At 46.2% G+C, this 14,021-nt stretch carries 12 protein-coding genes; 2 read left to right on the top strand and 10 right to left on the bottom strand.

The features are described from left to right. Nucleotides 1-143: 143 nt before the first annotated feature. Entirely contained in the window at nt 144-1,832 is a 1,689-nt protein-coding gene (ilvD, locus tag NSQ58_RS09015) for a dihydroxy-acid dehydratase (RefSeq protein ID WP_023989895.1), read from the top strand. Nucleotides 1,833-1,931: 99 nt separating this feature from the next. On the opposite strand, the gene NSQ58_RS09010 is transcribed toward ilvD, so the two are convergent. After that, nucleotides 1,932-3,317: a polysaccharide deacetylase family protein gene (locus tag NSQ58_RS09010; protein ID WP_338532749.1), complete on the bottom strand. Its 1,386-nt coding sequence runs from the start codon at nt 3,315-3,317 to the stop codon at nt 1,932-1,934. Nucleotides 3,318-3,496: 179 nt separating this feature from the next. On the opposite strand from NSQ58_RS09010, the gene NSQ58_RS09005 reads away from it, so the two are divergent. Continuing rightward, entirely contained in the window at nt 3,497-4,651 is a 1,155-nt protein-coding gene (locus NSQ58_RS09005; RefSeq protein ID WP_023989897.1) for an AI-2E family transporter, read from the top strand. On the opposite strand, the gene NSQ58_RS09000 is transcribed toward NSQ58_RS09005, so the two are convergent. The 9 genes from NSQ58_RS09000 to NSQ58_RS08960 form a co-directional block, all read right to left on the bottom strand. Then, nucleotides 4,639-6,414 (bottom strand): peptidoglycan D,D-transpeptidase FtsI family protein, encoded by a 1,776-nt coding sequence (locus tag NSQ58_RS09000; protein WP_341057206.1) that lies wholly within the window; start codon nt 6,412-6,414, stop codon nt 4,639-4,641. The two genes, NSQ58_RS09005 and NSQ58_RS09000, sit on opposite strands and share 13 nt — an antisense overlap. Nucleotides 6,415-6,724: 310 nt before the next feature. After that, nucleotides 6,725-8,974, bottom strand: coding sequence for a methyl-accepting chemotaxis protein (locus NSQ58_RS08995; RefSeq protein WP_023989900.1), 2,250 nt, complete (start codon nt 8,972-8,974; stop codon nt 6,725-6,727). Between the two features lie 224 nt (nt 8,975-9,198). Then, a complete protein-coding gene (locus NSQ58_RS08990; protein ID WP_013311519.1) occupies nt 9,199-10,530 on the bottom strand; it encodes a peptidase U32 family protein in 1,332 nt (443 codons plus the stop codon). A gap of 32 nt (nt 10,531-10,562) precedes the next feature. Next, on the bottom strand, nt 10,563-11,492 hold the full coding sequence (locus NSQ58_RS08985) for a peptidase U32 family protein (RefSeq protein WP_023989901.1): 930 nt from the start codon (nt 11,490-11,492) through the stop codon (nt 10,563-10,565). Between the two features lie 11 nt (nt 11,493-11,503). After that, nucleotides 11,504-12,532, bottom strand: a complete 1,029-nt coding sequence (mltG, locus tag NSQ58_RS08980; protein ID WP_341057761.1) for an endolytic transglycosylase MltG — start codon at nt 12,530-12,532, stop codon at nt 11,504-11,506. A 94-nt stretch (nt 12,533-12,626) separates the two neighbouring features. After that, nucleotides 12,627-12,932, bottom strand: a complete 306-nt coding sequence (locus NSQ58_RS08975) for a DUF1292 domain-containing protein (RefSeq protein WP_028542439.1) — start codon at nt 12,930-12,932, stop codon at nt 12,627-12,629. Next, a complete protein-coding gene (locus NSQ58_RS08970) occupies nt 12,929-13,231 on the bottom strand; it encodes a DUF1292 domain-containing protein (protein WP_023989904.1) in 303 nt (100 codons plus the stop codon). Before NSQ58_RS08970 ends, NSQ58_RS08975 begins: the two co-directional genes overlap by 4 nt. 13 nt (nt 13,232-13,244) lie before the next feature. Beyond that, nucleotides 13,245-13,661 carry a Holliday junction resolvase RuvX gene (gene ruvX, locus NSQ58_RS08965; protein ID WP_014282932.1) on the bottom strand — a complete coding sequence of 139 codons (417 nt, stop codon included), beginning with the start codon at nt 13,659-13,661 and terminating at the stop codon, nt 13,245-13,247. A 9-nt stretch (nt 13,662-13,670) separates the two neighbouring features. Continuing rightward, entirely contained in the window at nt 13,671-13,931 is a 261-nt protein-coding gene (locus NSQ58_RS08960; RefSeq protein ID WP_007431624.1) for an IreB family regulatory phosphoprotein, read from the bottom strand. Nucleotides 13,932-14,021 lie beyond the last annotated feature (90 nt).

The raw sequence follows: 14,021 nt of genomic DNA, 5'->3' as shown, positions 1-14,021 counted from the left end.
GAACACTTCTTGTACTTTTTCAAAATCTTCATATATGTAGAAAAAAGCTCACATCTATGATAGACTCTTTAGAAAACATCTGCGCTATTACGGCGTCCATTGAACGCCATACTATTTTTATACTTTGGGGGGAAACCAGCATCATGACAGCTAAGACGAAAATGCGTTCCGATATGATTAAAAAAGGCTTTGACCGCGCTCCTCACCGCAGCTTGCTGCGCGCAGCGGGTGTCAAGGAAGAAGATTTTGACAAACCGTTTATTGCGGTATGCAACTCGTATATTGATATCGTACCGGGCCACGTCCATTTGCAGGAATTCGGGAAAATTGTCAAGCAAGCCATTCGTGAGGCAGGCGGTGTACCTTTCGAGTTTAACACCATCGGTGTAGATGACGGCATTGCCATGGGTCACATCGGTATGCGTTATTCTCTGCCAAGCCGCGAAATTATAGCTGACTCTCTGGAAACTGTCGTTTCCGCTCACTGGTTTGATGGCATGGTTTGTATTCCTAACTGTGATAAAATTACCCCTGGCATGATGATGGGCGCATTGCGCGTTAACATTCCAACTATTTTCGTCAGCGGCGGTCCTATGAAAGCTGGTAAAGACAAGAACGGACGCTCTATTTCCCTGACCTCCGTCTTCGAAGGCGTAGGTGCATATCAGGCTGGTAAAATCGACGATCAAAGCTTGCTTGAATTAGAACAATATGGCTGTCCGACATGTGGCTCCTGTTCAGGGATGTTCACAGCGAATTCCATGAACTGTCTCGCAGAAGCAATGGGTCTGGCTATGCCCGGTAACGGCACCATTCTCGCAGTAGCAGAAGAACGTAAAGAATTCGTTAAACAATCTGCACGCCAATTAATGGAATTGATTAAGCTTGATCTTAAACCACGTGATATCGTGACTAAAGAGGCTATTGATAATGCATTTGCATTGGATATGGCAATGGGCGGTTCCACGAATACAGTATTGCATACATTGGCACTTGCCCATGAAGCAGAAGTTGACTACCCTATCGAACGTATTAATGAAGTCGCAAACCGCGTACCTCATTTGTCCAAATTGGCACCTGCTTCCGACTATCATATTGAGGATGTCCATAATGCAGGCGGCGTAAGCGCAGTGCTGAATGAATTGTTGAAGAAACCGGGCGCACTGCATGGAGACTGTATTACTGTGACCGGAAAAACTATTCGTGAAAACGTAGAAGGTCAGGAAATTCTGGATACTAACGTCATCCATAAACTGGACAACCCTTATTCTGAACGTGGCGGCCTAGCTGTATTATTCGGTAATCTGGCACCGCAAGGCTCCATCATTAAAGTCGGTGCAGTTGATCCTTCGGTTGGTGGTTATCACAAAGGTCCTGCTATCTGCTTTGATTCACAGGAAGATGCACTGGCAGGTATCGCCAACGGTAAAATTAATGAAGGACACGTTGTTGTTATCCGTTATGAAGGTCCAAAGGGCGGACCTGGTATGCCTGAAATGCTCGCTCCAACTTCACAAATCGTGGGCATGGGGCTTGGTGCCAAGGTGGGTCTGATTACAGACGGACGATTCTCAGGTGCTTCCCGCGGTATCTCCATCGGTCATATTTCCCCTGAAGCCGCAGAAGGCGGACCTATCGCTTTTGTTGAGGACGGCGATATCATCGAGCTGGACTTAAACAATCGTAAGATTGAGCTCCACATTACGGACGAAGAATTTGAACGTCGTCGCGCCAACTGGAAAGGCTTTGAGCCGAAGGTAAAAACGGGTTACCTGGCACGTTATTCCAAGCTGGTAACGAACGCAAGTAACGGCGGAATTATGAAAATCTAAATGCGTTGCCAAGATAGGATTACTTTATAAACAGCTAAAAGTCCTCTCGACCCTAACAAAGGATCGAGAGGATTTTTTTATTAGGTCATTAGGTTTAGCCTATTCAGTCATTTCGCTGTTGAGTGTATGGACATCATCTCGCTGTGCTGTTTGCTCAAGAGCTTCGTCTGAGCGGTGTAAGCCTCCCTGATGAAAACGGTCAAACAAGGTATCCATTGGCATCACAATCAGTTTCGGTACCATTACATCTTTTTTTTCACTCAATTGCTCTGAACCCAAAGGATGGATAACACGAAATAACAGCTTTAGATATACAGTGGACACATGCTTAAACAGTCCTTTGGGAAGCTCCCGAACTTGAAATCCCAACTTCTCTGGTCCCCGATGAATCATACTTACTGCGTATATCGCCTTTACACCCTTCATTTCAGAATCATGTACAATGCGTTGGGCCAGATCAGGAAGTTGTTTTTTTACAATCCGAATTAATTGAATAGCTAGATGTACCATCGACTTTGCCGTCGAACCCAATTGAAATAACTTTCTATTATCAAAATGAAGCTCAATTATCGGGTCCCCTTTTTCTAACCACCTGCTGTTCTCCATATTTACATTTGGCCCATGATAGATACGGCGACGATAATAAAAGATCGTATCCTCCTTGCTTACGGGACGAAGACGAAACAAAACATGGAATAGCCGCTCATACTGGAGCCATCCAAATACCAGCGTTCTTTTTAACCAGCCCGTACTGGACATCTCGGAGGCAGTAGGTTTATTGACAGACTGACGGCAAAACAATGTATCCACCCGTACGCTGCGTAATTGTCGTTCTTGGGCGACCCTCAGCAACTTCTCCAGTGCGATTAGCATATTCTGGGGCGCTTCCACGTCTGCCCCCAATGTCGTACCACAGTCATGGAGCAGCATCACCTCGCCACCCCTCAGCTTTTTGAGCATTCTCTCCGCTAATTGTTTCGCTCCGATGCTGGCCTTCCAGTCCCCGAACATGGAGGACCATAATACGATTCGACGACCATGGGTGTTGGAAATATCAAAAAAGTTCACTATCCCCCAAGGTGGGCGATAAAAGGTCGTTCCCTCGCCAGTTACTCGACGAATGACTGACTCTGTCTGAGCAATTTGTCTTCTGACGGTAACAGGCCTCATAAGCCAATTCGATTTGTGCACATAATTATGAATACCGATTAGATGACCTTCATCATGCATGCGTTTCAGAAGCTCAGGGTGTTTTTCTGCATTCATCCCAACAACAAAAAAAGTAGCCTTGGCATCAAAACGCTTCAGTAAATCAAGCAGCTGTGATGTATACACTGGATCAGGGCCATCATCAAAGGTGAGTGCATATTCTTGCTCACTTTTGCCGCGCCTGAACACCCGGAAACCAAATATACGACTAACCAGCGCCGGAATAAAAGCATAAAAAGTTGAAATGTAAAACATCCATAACAGCAAAGTCTGCACGTTTTATCCCCACTTTTCTATTCTGAACTCCCCAAGCAGGCTTCCTGAGGAAAACTCACTTACTTATATATTATCACAATGAAGCAAACATGCCGAGATTTCGCTATTGCATATGGTCAGCATTGAGGTCCAATTTAGTGTACAATAAATAAAAATCTAAAAGGAGTCGTTGTATACATATGCTTCCCTTGTACAAAAAATATTGGCGTACCGTTTTTGATATCGGTTTGATCGTATTAACCGTGTATTTAATTATGTTCGTATCCAGCAAACTGTATCAACTTGCCGCACCTGTGTTCCTTTCGTTCGTCGTGTTCTGGTGCATTGAACCTGCTGCCCGTTATTTTCATCGGAAAGGAATGAAAAAGCCTTTTGCCTCCGCACTCTCCGTATTGCTATTTATCATCCTCTTACTTGCTATTTTTTTCGGATTGGGCCTGATTCTGGTTACGCAATTTACGAAAGTCGCGCAAAACCTCCCACAATATACTCAGATCATCCAAGCGGAATTCACGCGATATCTTCATCTTTCTCAAGATAAAATCGCTGCTTTACCTCCGAGTGTTACTGAACGTGTAAATGATTATTTTGCGACTGCCACCACCATTGCTACGAAGTGGGCACAGCTAGGATTATCCTTTTTCATACAGTTCCTCAGTTCTTTCACTGTTTTTATGGGCAACTTTGCCATTGCCATCATTTTAGCGTTCTTTTTAAGTATGGAAATTAATCTTTGGAAGGGCATTGCTCGTAGTAAAACACCCAAGACACTAAAAACTGCTTACCTTTTTCTAAAAAATCACGTACTTAAAGCTATCTCCGCTTTTCTCAAGGCTCAAGCTCTACTGGTAGGGATTACCTTTGTTCTCGTATTTATAGGTTTACTCATTTTGCAAGTGGATAATGCCCTCTCATTGGCGCTCGTGGCAGCTTTGTTTGATATTCTGCCCTTGCTGGGTGTGCCTGTTATTTTTATTCCGTGGGCCGTGTATCTGTTCATCACAGGCAATACCGGCCTGGCTGTAGGCCTGCTTATTGTCATGGCTGTGACGGTGATCGTCCGCCAGCTGGCAGAGCCTAAAATCACTGGTAATTCCATCGGTGTTTCATCTGCCTATCTGATGCTTTCCTTTGCCATTATATCGTTGTCCATCTTTGGACTGGCCGGATTAATCCTGTCTCCCATTCTGATCATTTTGCTCAAGGAATTGTGGCAGCAAGGCTATCTGCAGAAATGGATTCGGTTTCCGACAGAGGAATTTGACGAGCCCCCGTTTATCGTAAAAATCCAGGAGGAAGATCGTGAAGCTACTCGTGGTACTCAGGAGGATTGAGCTAACAGATCCATTACTTGACCAAACAGTACTGTAGCTTGATTTGCAGAATGTGTTGAAGCATTTTGCACAAGGACGGCGACCGCATAACGAGGCCGCTCTATCGGACCATACCCTATAAACCACTGGTGATTTATAGGTTGACCGTTCTTTAAAGCTTGGGCCGTACCCGATTTGCCGGCCAGATTCCATGATTTATTACGCAAGGAGACACCAGTCCCCTGTGTCACAACCTTTTCCATTGCTTCACGAAGCGTGCGAGCCGTCGATGTGTGAATCAAACGGCTGCCCTCGGGTGAAGGTGCAGCATGAGCAGGTAGTTCCAGTAAGGTGCTACCGTCTGCGTAGCTGATGCGTTTGACGAGGCGTGGTGCATGTACTTGACCCTCGTGCAACAAGGTGACGATGAGATTGGCAGCTTGGAGAGGAGTTACCAGCACATCGCGCTGACCGATAGCTGTCTGTACACGTACGCCCGGATCAGACGCGTTCGTATGGGAGCCGAATACGGCTCCCTTTTCTTCGTGATCCAGCGGTCTGAATTGAGGTAGTCCTGCAAGATTCCGCTCCTGCCAGCCCACAGTTCGGCTCAATCCCAGTGCAGAGGCTGTGGCCTGAATTTGCTTAGGATTAAGCCGTTCGCCGAGATGAGCGAACACACTATTACAGGATACGGCAAGCCCTTCCTCCAGGTTCAAGGTACCGTGTCCTTCTTTTTTCCAGCAAGCCAAACCGTACTTGCCATAAGTTCCATGACAATGGAATTGTTCCTGCGGTTGGACAACACCTGATTCAAGTGCAGCAGCAGCCGTAACCAACTTAAAAATGGATCCAGGCGTTATCGCCTTGAGGGCACGATTAGACCAGTCTGTTTTTTTCTGCGGATCAACATGCCCGGGATTATAAAAAGGGCGAGACACCATCGCCAGTACATCCGCGTTGCCTGCATCGAGCACTACCACCGCCCCTTCTGCCAAATGACTAGATTCCGTCAGCTTTTCAATCTGTTCCTGTATAGGTAGATCAATTGTAGTCTGCACTTGTAAAGGATAGTGACCATTGGATGGAGCACTGACACGCAACGGTATATGAGTCAATGGACGACGCTGCGCATCTACAAATCGGGAGACGAACGTTTCACCGACGCCGCTCAGCAGCGGCTCCAGCGTTCTTTCCAGCCCGGCTGCCCCCATCGGCAGTTCACTCGCTCGGTCGGCACGTTCATACAGAAAGCCAAGCCATTGCCTGCCATTGGGCAAATCCCTGTAACGTTTCGCATAAGGTACAAGCTCAATAAGCGAAGGAGCTAGCTTCAGCAGCTTGCCTGCTTCATTCGGATTGATTTGTACGGGCTCTCCGCGCCCATCTCGCCATATGAGCGGGGATTGCAGTCCTTTCCAGCGTATCAGTAGTTGCTTTTTATTCGTACGCAGTAGCTTGGCCAGTTCTTCGCCATGTAAAGCCGCTTTGCCATCTACATCGGGAAAAAGCACTGGCGCCCATACGACTCCGCCAGTCAAGGGTTGCCCATGCCGGTCTGTAAACTGTCCACGTCCAGAGTCGATAGAAATGCCCTCCTGTCGCTGACGTGCTGACATTTCCTTAAGCGAATGCCCCCCATAAACGGACATATGAATGCCCGCTGTCCCCTGAATCCAAGCCAGTCGGAATAATAAAATCAGCAGTAGCGCCATCACCCCCAAGGCCATATATGCAATTCGACGTTTTCGTATGAAACTGCTACCACGCCTCGGCACACCCATCCTTCTTTCATCTTTTTTCCAGTAGTATGTCCTGTAGTTGAAAAAGAAAACCCACTCAACTTTTAACGTGAATGGGTTTCCAAATTTATTTGTATCTTGTGATGTCTGCTTCTGGGCTCCAATTTAAAAACCCGTCTAACGAATAAAAAACCGTAATAAAAATGGTAATGGCCAGTACAACCCACGCTACCTTTGTGTTTGTATTCATCTTTCGCTTTCCTTCTTGAGAGATTATTAAGCAAATCCACTAATAAAAAGTACAAAACCACGGAGATCAGTGACAATCCTGATTCCCATGGTTTTGTTATATCTACACCGTAAACCGCGAAAGCTGTTCCTTCAAATTCACCGATACTCCTTCCAGCTTATCCGACAAACCTACCAGTTGATTTCCGATATTGGCCTGTTCAGTGCTGAGGGAAGCGACTTCCTGCGAAGTAGCCGAGGATTGCTCGGCCACCGCACTTACATTGGTCATTGCCTCGGACAAAGTGGTCTGCGATTCACTCAGATGATGAATGGAGGCGGTGACCGTTCCCAATCGTAGCGCGAACTCTCCCATTTGCTGCTGAACCGATTGGAAAATGTCCGTTGTTTCCTGCACGGCTCCCATCTGTTCCCGGAACAGCGGGTACACCTCAGATAATGCCTGTACCGTTTCATTCATTTCATTGACGATGTTGTTAGTAATGCCTGTAGCCGTACGAATAGCTTGACGTGATTGTTCAGCCAACTGCCGAACCTCATTAGCTACCACCATAAAACCACGCCCAGCCGTCCCCGCTCGTGCTGCTTCAATCGTCGCATTCAGTGATAGAATGTTCGTTTGTTTAGCAATATCCTGTAATACGTCCAGCACCTTAAAGACATCGGAAGTTGTCTTCTTCAGTTCATCTACTTTGCCCACCAGAGCATGCGTAGTTTCTTCCGTAACCTTAGTCTTGCTCAATAGATTTTTCAGCTGAATGGTCCCTTGTTCACTGGATTGTTCAACTTCTTGTGCGACCAGACTCATTTCATGATTGGAAGCCATAACCGTATCCATTTGCTGAGATATATTCCCGGTAAGTCCGCTGCCACGTTCAGCCTCTGTTGCCAAACTGGCGGCGCCATGAGCAATCTCTTCCGTTGCTGCTGCAATTTCTTTGGCTGAAATGGCTGTCTTCTTCGAGGCATCGCCTAGTTCCGTCGCTGTATTCAGAACCTCCTGAGCTGAGGCATTCGTCTGTTCTACCAGCAATGTAATTTGCTCCATCATCGTATCAAAGCTTTCTGACAACTGCCCAATTTCATCCTGAGCCTTATAGTTCGTTCGGATTTGCAAGTTGCCTTTGGCGCCTTCGACCATTAAATCCTTCAGATGTGTCAATGGACGAGCCACGAGACGCACGATCCACAGGCCAATGAACAATGCAATGAGTGCAGCCACTGCGGCAAATATCCAGGTTGTAGTTAGTATCCCCTTAGCGTCTTTCACCAGCTCAGATACAGGTACTACACCCACGAGAATCCACTTGGAAGTTCCCAGTGTATTATGAACCGCAAGCACACTTTGCTTTTTGCCGTCTGCTTCCTGCTCCATAATTTGATTTCCTTCGATCCCTTCAAGCTTGGACACGTAATCCAGCTTTGTCTTTCCTCCTGCCAAGCCCTCATTGTTAGAACCTACAAACTCACCCTTGTCTGTCACAAGACTAATCATACTGCCTGAACCCAAATTAATACCTTTTAACTCGTCCTCCACCGCACTGGACTTTAAATCCATAACCAGAACATAAGTCCCTCCCAACCCGGACATGCTGTTCATGGAGCGTGCCAGACGAAAGGTCTTGCTACCATTGTCATTCACCTGCGTAGGTAGCCAAACAATTCCTTTGTTTTTCAAAATATCCTTAAACCACGCTTCCTGCCGTACATCCTTTTGTGTTCCGGTGCCCATAGCAGCTAAATTGGTTTCTTCCGGGTACAAGTACATTGAATCAATCGCTTTATTCGTAAAAGCAAGATTCGTTAGCTTCTTATTCACTTCGCCCATAGCAACAAAAGATGCAAAGGGATTTTTATCTTGCTTTACAGCCTTTTGCAACTGATCACTTAATTCAGTATCGAAAAATACCTGTGTTGATGTGTCTTGAAAGCGCTCTAGAATAATATCAAGCTTTTCTGAAGTTTGCTGAACGGTCTGCTGATAAGCCGTAGCTGCATTTTGCTCAATCGTACTTTTAGCCTTGTAGTATGAGAGCATCCCCAAGCTGACCACAAATAACATAATTGCCGCAAAAAAGATCAGAAACAACTTCATTCCAACCGAACGTATCGGATTATAGTTTTTGACCAAATGCATGAAATCTTTACTGTACCTTTCCGGCTTAAGTAAACGCTTTAAATTGTGTGTACCTTTACGAGTTGCCTTAGCTACCCAGGGGGCAACCTTCGAAGACACCGCAACCTTTTGTTCCTCTTTATCCGTTGTCACTTTACTGCCTTTCAAACCCTGCATTTGATCCGTTTTCTTGGGTTGCCTTTTTGCTGTATTCCCCTCTTTTTTCCGTAAACCCATTTCTCTCACCTACCACCATATAATTAGTTTCTAATTCCACGTCATCCATTATGTATCTATTATCTATATAACTTCTATCGGAACTATTCGACAAGGAATGTAGCTTTCCTTTGAGTATCAACTAAATTTTGTGAAACTTTTTTCCTAGAAAACTATTCAAAAAAAAGCCTCTCCAACCGATAGGAGAGGCTTTTGAATCTTTTCACCTGTGACTTAAGGCTTATTTACTTCTTTTTACGCATCATATCAAAATACGATACGGGCTGATCTACCTTCATTCTAATTCGTTGAAGCGGGTGACGAGCAGCATCCAATTCGTTGCCTTCCTCATCCCAGATCGTTCCGACCGTTTGTTTAAAGAATGTTCCGTTCGGACCGAAAAATTCGATTTCATGCCCTGGTTTAAAATGGTTCCGTTGTTGAATGGTTGCAATGCCACTCGCGGCATCGTAGTCCATGACCAGTCCGGCAAAATCATAAGGGACTGCCTTTTCTTCCGGCTCATAAATATGATCTTCATGATCCGGTGTATCGTAGAAAAACCCTGTATTCAACGGACGATTGGCTGCCTTGTTAATTTCTTCAATCCATTCTGGTTTGAGCACATAATTTTCAGGATCTGCCATGTAGGAATCAATCGCTTGACGATAGACATTCACGACGGTAGCCACATAGTGAATGGACTTCATACGTCCCTCCACTTTAAAGCTGTCTACACCTACATCAATCAGATCAGGGACATTTTCAATCATACACAGATCCTTGGAACCCATAGAAAAGGCATTATCGCTCTCTTCGAACAGTGGAAGCTGGTTAACACCAAGCTGGAACTGTTTCAGTGCATTGCTCTCCTGTGCCTCTTCCTCAGATATCCAAACCTCACCTGGGCGGGCATCCTCAAACAAATCGTATTTCCAGCGGCAAGACTGACAACATCCTCCACGATTGGAATCACGGTCTGTAAAGTGATTGGACAACACGCAGCGGCCGGAAAATGAAGAGCACATCGCACCATGGACGAATGCTTCGATTTCGATGTCCACATGCTTTTTAATTTCTTCGATTTCCTCCAGACTGGTCTCACGTCCCAGTACCACACGCGGTAGTCCCTCGTTTTTCCAAAACTTTACCGCTTGCCAGTTCAGTGTGGACTGCTGTGTACTCAAATGCACTTCCAATCCAGGAACAGCACGCAATGCCACGGATACAATAGCCGGATCAGCGACGATAACGGCATGAATTCCTGCCTCGTACAGATTGCGCAAGTATTCTTCGATTCCGGCAATATCCTCATTGTGGGCATAGATATTGGTGGCTACAAGCACCTTAGCACCGTACTTGTTAGCAAATTCTACACCTTCGCGCATTTCTTCAAAACTGAAATTATCGGCGTTAGAACGCAGACCATATTTTTGTCCACCAATATATACAGCATCCGCGCCATAGTGAACGGCAAACTTCAGCTTTTCCAGATTTCCGGCAGGAGCCAATAGCTCCGGCTTATCCAGACGATTCCGTTTACCTATATATTTTCTCGTTTTGGTTATCGTCCCCATGACGTTCCCCCCTCTGTGAATTCATTTTAAAATTAATAAACCTGCTCTTTATAGAAAAATCCGAAGGAAAGTTCCCGTTCCGGATCTTGAAGACGGCGAACTTCATCCAGCCAGCTTTCATCATAAGCATAAGCATCCGGGTCAGCTGTATAATTATCTATGGCTTTACGATAAGCACGAACAACCGCCTCATTGTAAGCCGTAGGTTTCAATAAGCCCTCGATCTTAAAGCTATGCACGCCCGCCTCCATCAGAATATGCAGGTCCTCCATGATACAAAAATCATCTGAACTCATAATATGTGTCCCATTAATATCCTCGTAGATGGGGAACTTCTCTTCCTTTCGCTCTGCTTCAATCAGAAACAAGCCGCGCCCTCTACCCAAATCGCCTTCTACATTACGTCCCTGGTGCAGCATATAACTTTGAACAAGCTTACGCTTGGAGTGATAAATATTGGTCATGCCATGTACCTGAACCTGTGCTTCTATGTTCAACTTTGGTATCATTTCGGTAATTTCATCCATACTGAGCTCACGAGCCAAAATGACCCGGGAGGCTCCTTTTTCACCCCAATAGTTGGCGGTTGCGAAGTTGGTGGAGATCATCTCACCGTTCCAGAACAGCTTAAGATGCGGGGCGTACTCCTTCACGGCCATGAGCACTGCGGGATCATTAAACTCAATGGCGTCTATGCCGCATCCAGCTAGGGTCTGCACATATTCGGGAAGGAGCGGCAATAGCTCGTTCGTCATCAAATTCGTCATGGATACGTATACCTGCGCCGTATGCTTCCGTGCCTCTTCCACCACTTCACGGATTTGGTCCGGTGTAAAATGTCCCGGCAGCCGCATTCCAAAGCGGTCATCTCCAATAAGTAATGCAGTAGCTCCAGCCTCCAGCATATGGCGGGCATCCTCCGGAGAGCTGGCAGTTGCCAGTAGTTCGGGTTTGTAAGCCATAGGCTCACCTCCTAATTTGTCTTACGGTTACTTACCTGAATGTTATGCAAATGTTCTTTATACGTTTTGGCAAACAAATGTTCATGTGTCCCATCTTTTTTGGTCACGTAAAACAAATAATCTGTAGCTTTCGGCTGTAAAGCCGCTATCACTGATTTCAGACTGGGACTTGCAATCGGCCCTGGTGGAAGTCCCTGATGCATATACGTATTATAAGGGCTTTCCACAGCCAAATCCTTGTAATACAGCCGTTCCTTTTGCTTATCCAGCATATATTGAACTGTAGCATCAATTTCCAGCTTCTTATCCTGTTTGAGTCGGTTATAAATGACGCCAGCTACTACAGACCGCTCATCTTCCACAACCACTTCGCGCTCTACGAGAGAAGCAACTGTCAGCAGTTGATGCAGCGTTTCACCCCGCTGTTTCAGCTTCGCATCCAAATCGGAAACAGTTTCCAACCGCTTTTGTGTCTGTTCTAGCATCACCTGTATAATATCTTTGGCCGTACTACCCTTTTTCAGCTCATAGGTTTCCGGGAAAAGATAGCCCTCCAGCGCATAGCGAAGCCCCGCCTGCTTTGGAATGTCCCGCACTAGCGCGACGTCAAAAGCGGACGGATCGTTGGCCAGCTGCAAAAATTGCTGCCGGTCTGCCAGTCCTTCCTTTTGCAGCTTATCAGCCATCTGTCTAATCGTAAAACCTTCCGGGATTGTAAAACGAATCATTTCCTCTTTGACAACATCTCCAGCCGATAACTTAGTAATCAACTGATCAAAGGTTGCGCCAGGCTTCGCCTCATATTTTCCGGCCTGAAATCCGCTTCCTTGCTGTTTGAATTTTACATAAGCCTTAAACACGAGCGCATTACGTATAAGTCCCTTTTGCTCCAGCGTATCTGCAATAGCAGATGTTCCTGTTCCCTGCACCACCGTAAAAGCAACGGGTTGTGTTTGGGGCTGAACAGGCTGCATGGCATTCCAAATATAGAGGGCTGCCCCTGCTACTATAATGATAAGCAGTAGAAGCAACGTAAACATCCTCGTCCTTCGCTTCACATCCACCCAACTCCTTCACAGCCAAAAAGGGCGGACTGGTCCGCCCTTTCAGGTTTGATCTCATCGTTATCCAGACTTACAGTTCTTCCGGCAACGTACATTCGTCGTACAGCTCGGAAATATCTTCCCACTCATCATCATCTTCAATGGTGGTGATGGAGATTTCGCCGTCTGTGGATGAGCTTACATGATATAGCTCATGTTCGCCAACAGCAGCCCCGGGTCTACGCAATACGGCGTACCGTTGCTCACCTACCTTGAACTCTGCTTCCAATTCCATGCGCATCGCATGGCCCTGTTCATCCTGCAGCTCTACATCGCCGTCGAACGTTTCCTTCAAATCAGAGGTCCAACTCAGGTCTTCACGTGAATAACTCGTCATTTCCCGTCTTCCTCTTCATCTTCTTCTACAAATGTATTAAAGGTCTCTTCGACGATTTCCCATTCGGCATCGTCTTGGATCACAAACAATTTAATATCATCGCCTTCTTCCTCGTAACGGAAGGCGTACACATCGGACTCATCAGCTTCAGGGTCCACTGGCGCAACCATCATGTACTTCGCTTCGGAACCATCTACCTCAAACTTCATAATGACCTCGAACTCTTCCTCGTTGCCCTCGTCATCGGCAATATAAATAATTTCCGGCTCTTCTTCCATACCCACTTGATTTTCAGCCATTACGAAATCCCCCTCACCTTGTACTGTGTGCGTCCAAATAGTTTTGCAAGATCAGGCTTGCGGCCAGTTTATCTACCACCTGCTTGCGTTTTTTTCGGCTGACGTCGGCCTCCAGAAGCGTACGCTCCGCCGAACGCGTCGTCAGCCGTTCATCCCAAAGGTGAACGGGTAAACCCAGTAACTCCTTGAGTCGGTTCGCAAACTCGATGCAAATCTCACCGCGTGGACCCACGGTTCCGTTCATGTTTTTTGGCAAACCTACAACAACCTCGCCCACCTCATTGTCACGAACTAAATTTGCAATTTTACCGAACTCACTGTCGTCACCGCGTCGTTCTATGACTTCCAATCCTTGGGCGGTCCAGCCGAAGGCATCACTTACGGCGACCCCAATTCGGCGATCCCCGTAATCCAATCCCATTACTTTCATGCCTGTCTCCTAACGGTGCTTGGCGAGATAGAAACGAACCAACTCTTCAATCAACTCATCGCGCTCTTTTTTACGTACCAGGCTTCTGGCATTATTATGCCGTGGCACATAAGCCGGATCACCGGATAGCAAATAGCCGACGATTTGATTGATCGGATTGTATTCTTTTTCCACCAGCGCATCATATACGGTCAACAAAATCTCCTGAGCAGAAGCTTCCTTCTCATCTGCCTTGACATTAAATTTGACCGTTTTGTCCATGGAATCCATTGTTGACACCTCGCTTCCACAAAACATGTGTACATGTTTATGCCAGCTTATTCTTTTACATCATACCATAAGCAAAGCCCTACAAGGAAA

The sequence above is a fragment of the Paenibacillus sp. FSL M7-0134 genome, from assembly GCF_038007865.1.
Taxonomy (GTDB): Bacteria; Bacillota; Bacilli; order Paenibacillales; family Paenibacillaceae; genus Paenibacillus; species Paenibacillus polymyxa_B.
The sequence above is the reverse complement of the archived record's forward strand: the minus strand, read 5'-3'. Positions and strand labels throughout refer to the sequence as shown.

Excerpts from the sequence above, each read along its gene's own strand:
- ilvD (WP_023989895.1), top strand. The coding sequence starts at position 144 with ATGACAGCTAAGACGAAAATGCGTTCCGATATGATTAAAAAAGGCTTT.
- NSQ58_RS09005 (WP_023989897.1), top strand. The coding sequence starts at position 3,497 with ATGCTTCCCTTGTACAAAAAATATTGGCGTACCGTTTTTGATATCGGT.
- NSQ58_RS09000 (WP_341057206.1), bottom strand. The coding sequence starts at position 6,414 with ATGGGTGTGCCGAGGCGTGGTAGCAGTTTCATACGAAAACGTCGAATT.
- NSQ58_RS08995 (WP_023989900.1), bottom strand. The coding sequence starts at position 8,974 with ATGGGTTTACGGAAAAAAGAGGGGAATACAGCAAAAAGGCAACCCAAG.
- NSQ58_RS08990 (WP_013311519.1), bottom strand. The coding sequence starts at position 10,530 with ATGGGGACGATAACCAAAACGAGAAAATATATAGGTAAACGGAATCGT.
- NSQ58_RS08985 (WP_023989901.1), bottom strand. The coding sequence starts at position 11,492 with ATGGCTTACAAACCCGAACTACTGGCAACTGCCAGCTCTCCGGAGGAT.
- mltG (WP_341057761.1), bottom strand. The coding sequence starts at position 12,532 with ATGTTTACGTTGCTTCTACTGCTTATCATTATAGTAGCAGGGGCAGCC.
- NSQ58_RS08975 (WP_028542439.1), bottom strand. The coding sequence starts at position 12,932 with ATGACGAGTTATTCACGTGAAGACCTGAGTTGGACCTCTGATTTGAAG.
- NSQ58_RS08970 (WP_023989904.1), bottom strand. The coding sequence starts at position 13,231 with ATGGCTGAAAATCAAGTGGGTATGGAAGAAGAGCCGGAAATTATTTAT.
- ruvX (WP_014282932.1), bottom strand. The coding sequence starts at position 13,661 with ATGAAAGTAATGGGATTGGATTACGGGGATCGCCGAATTGGGGTCGCC.
- NSQ58_RS08960 (WP_007431624.1), bottom strand. The coding sequence starts at position 13,931 with ATGGATTCCATGGACAAAACGGTCAAATTTAATGTCAAGGCAGATGAG.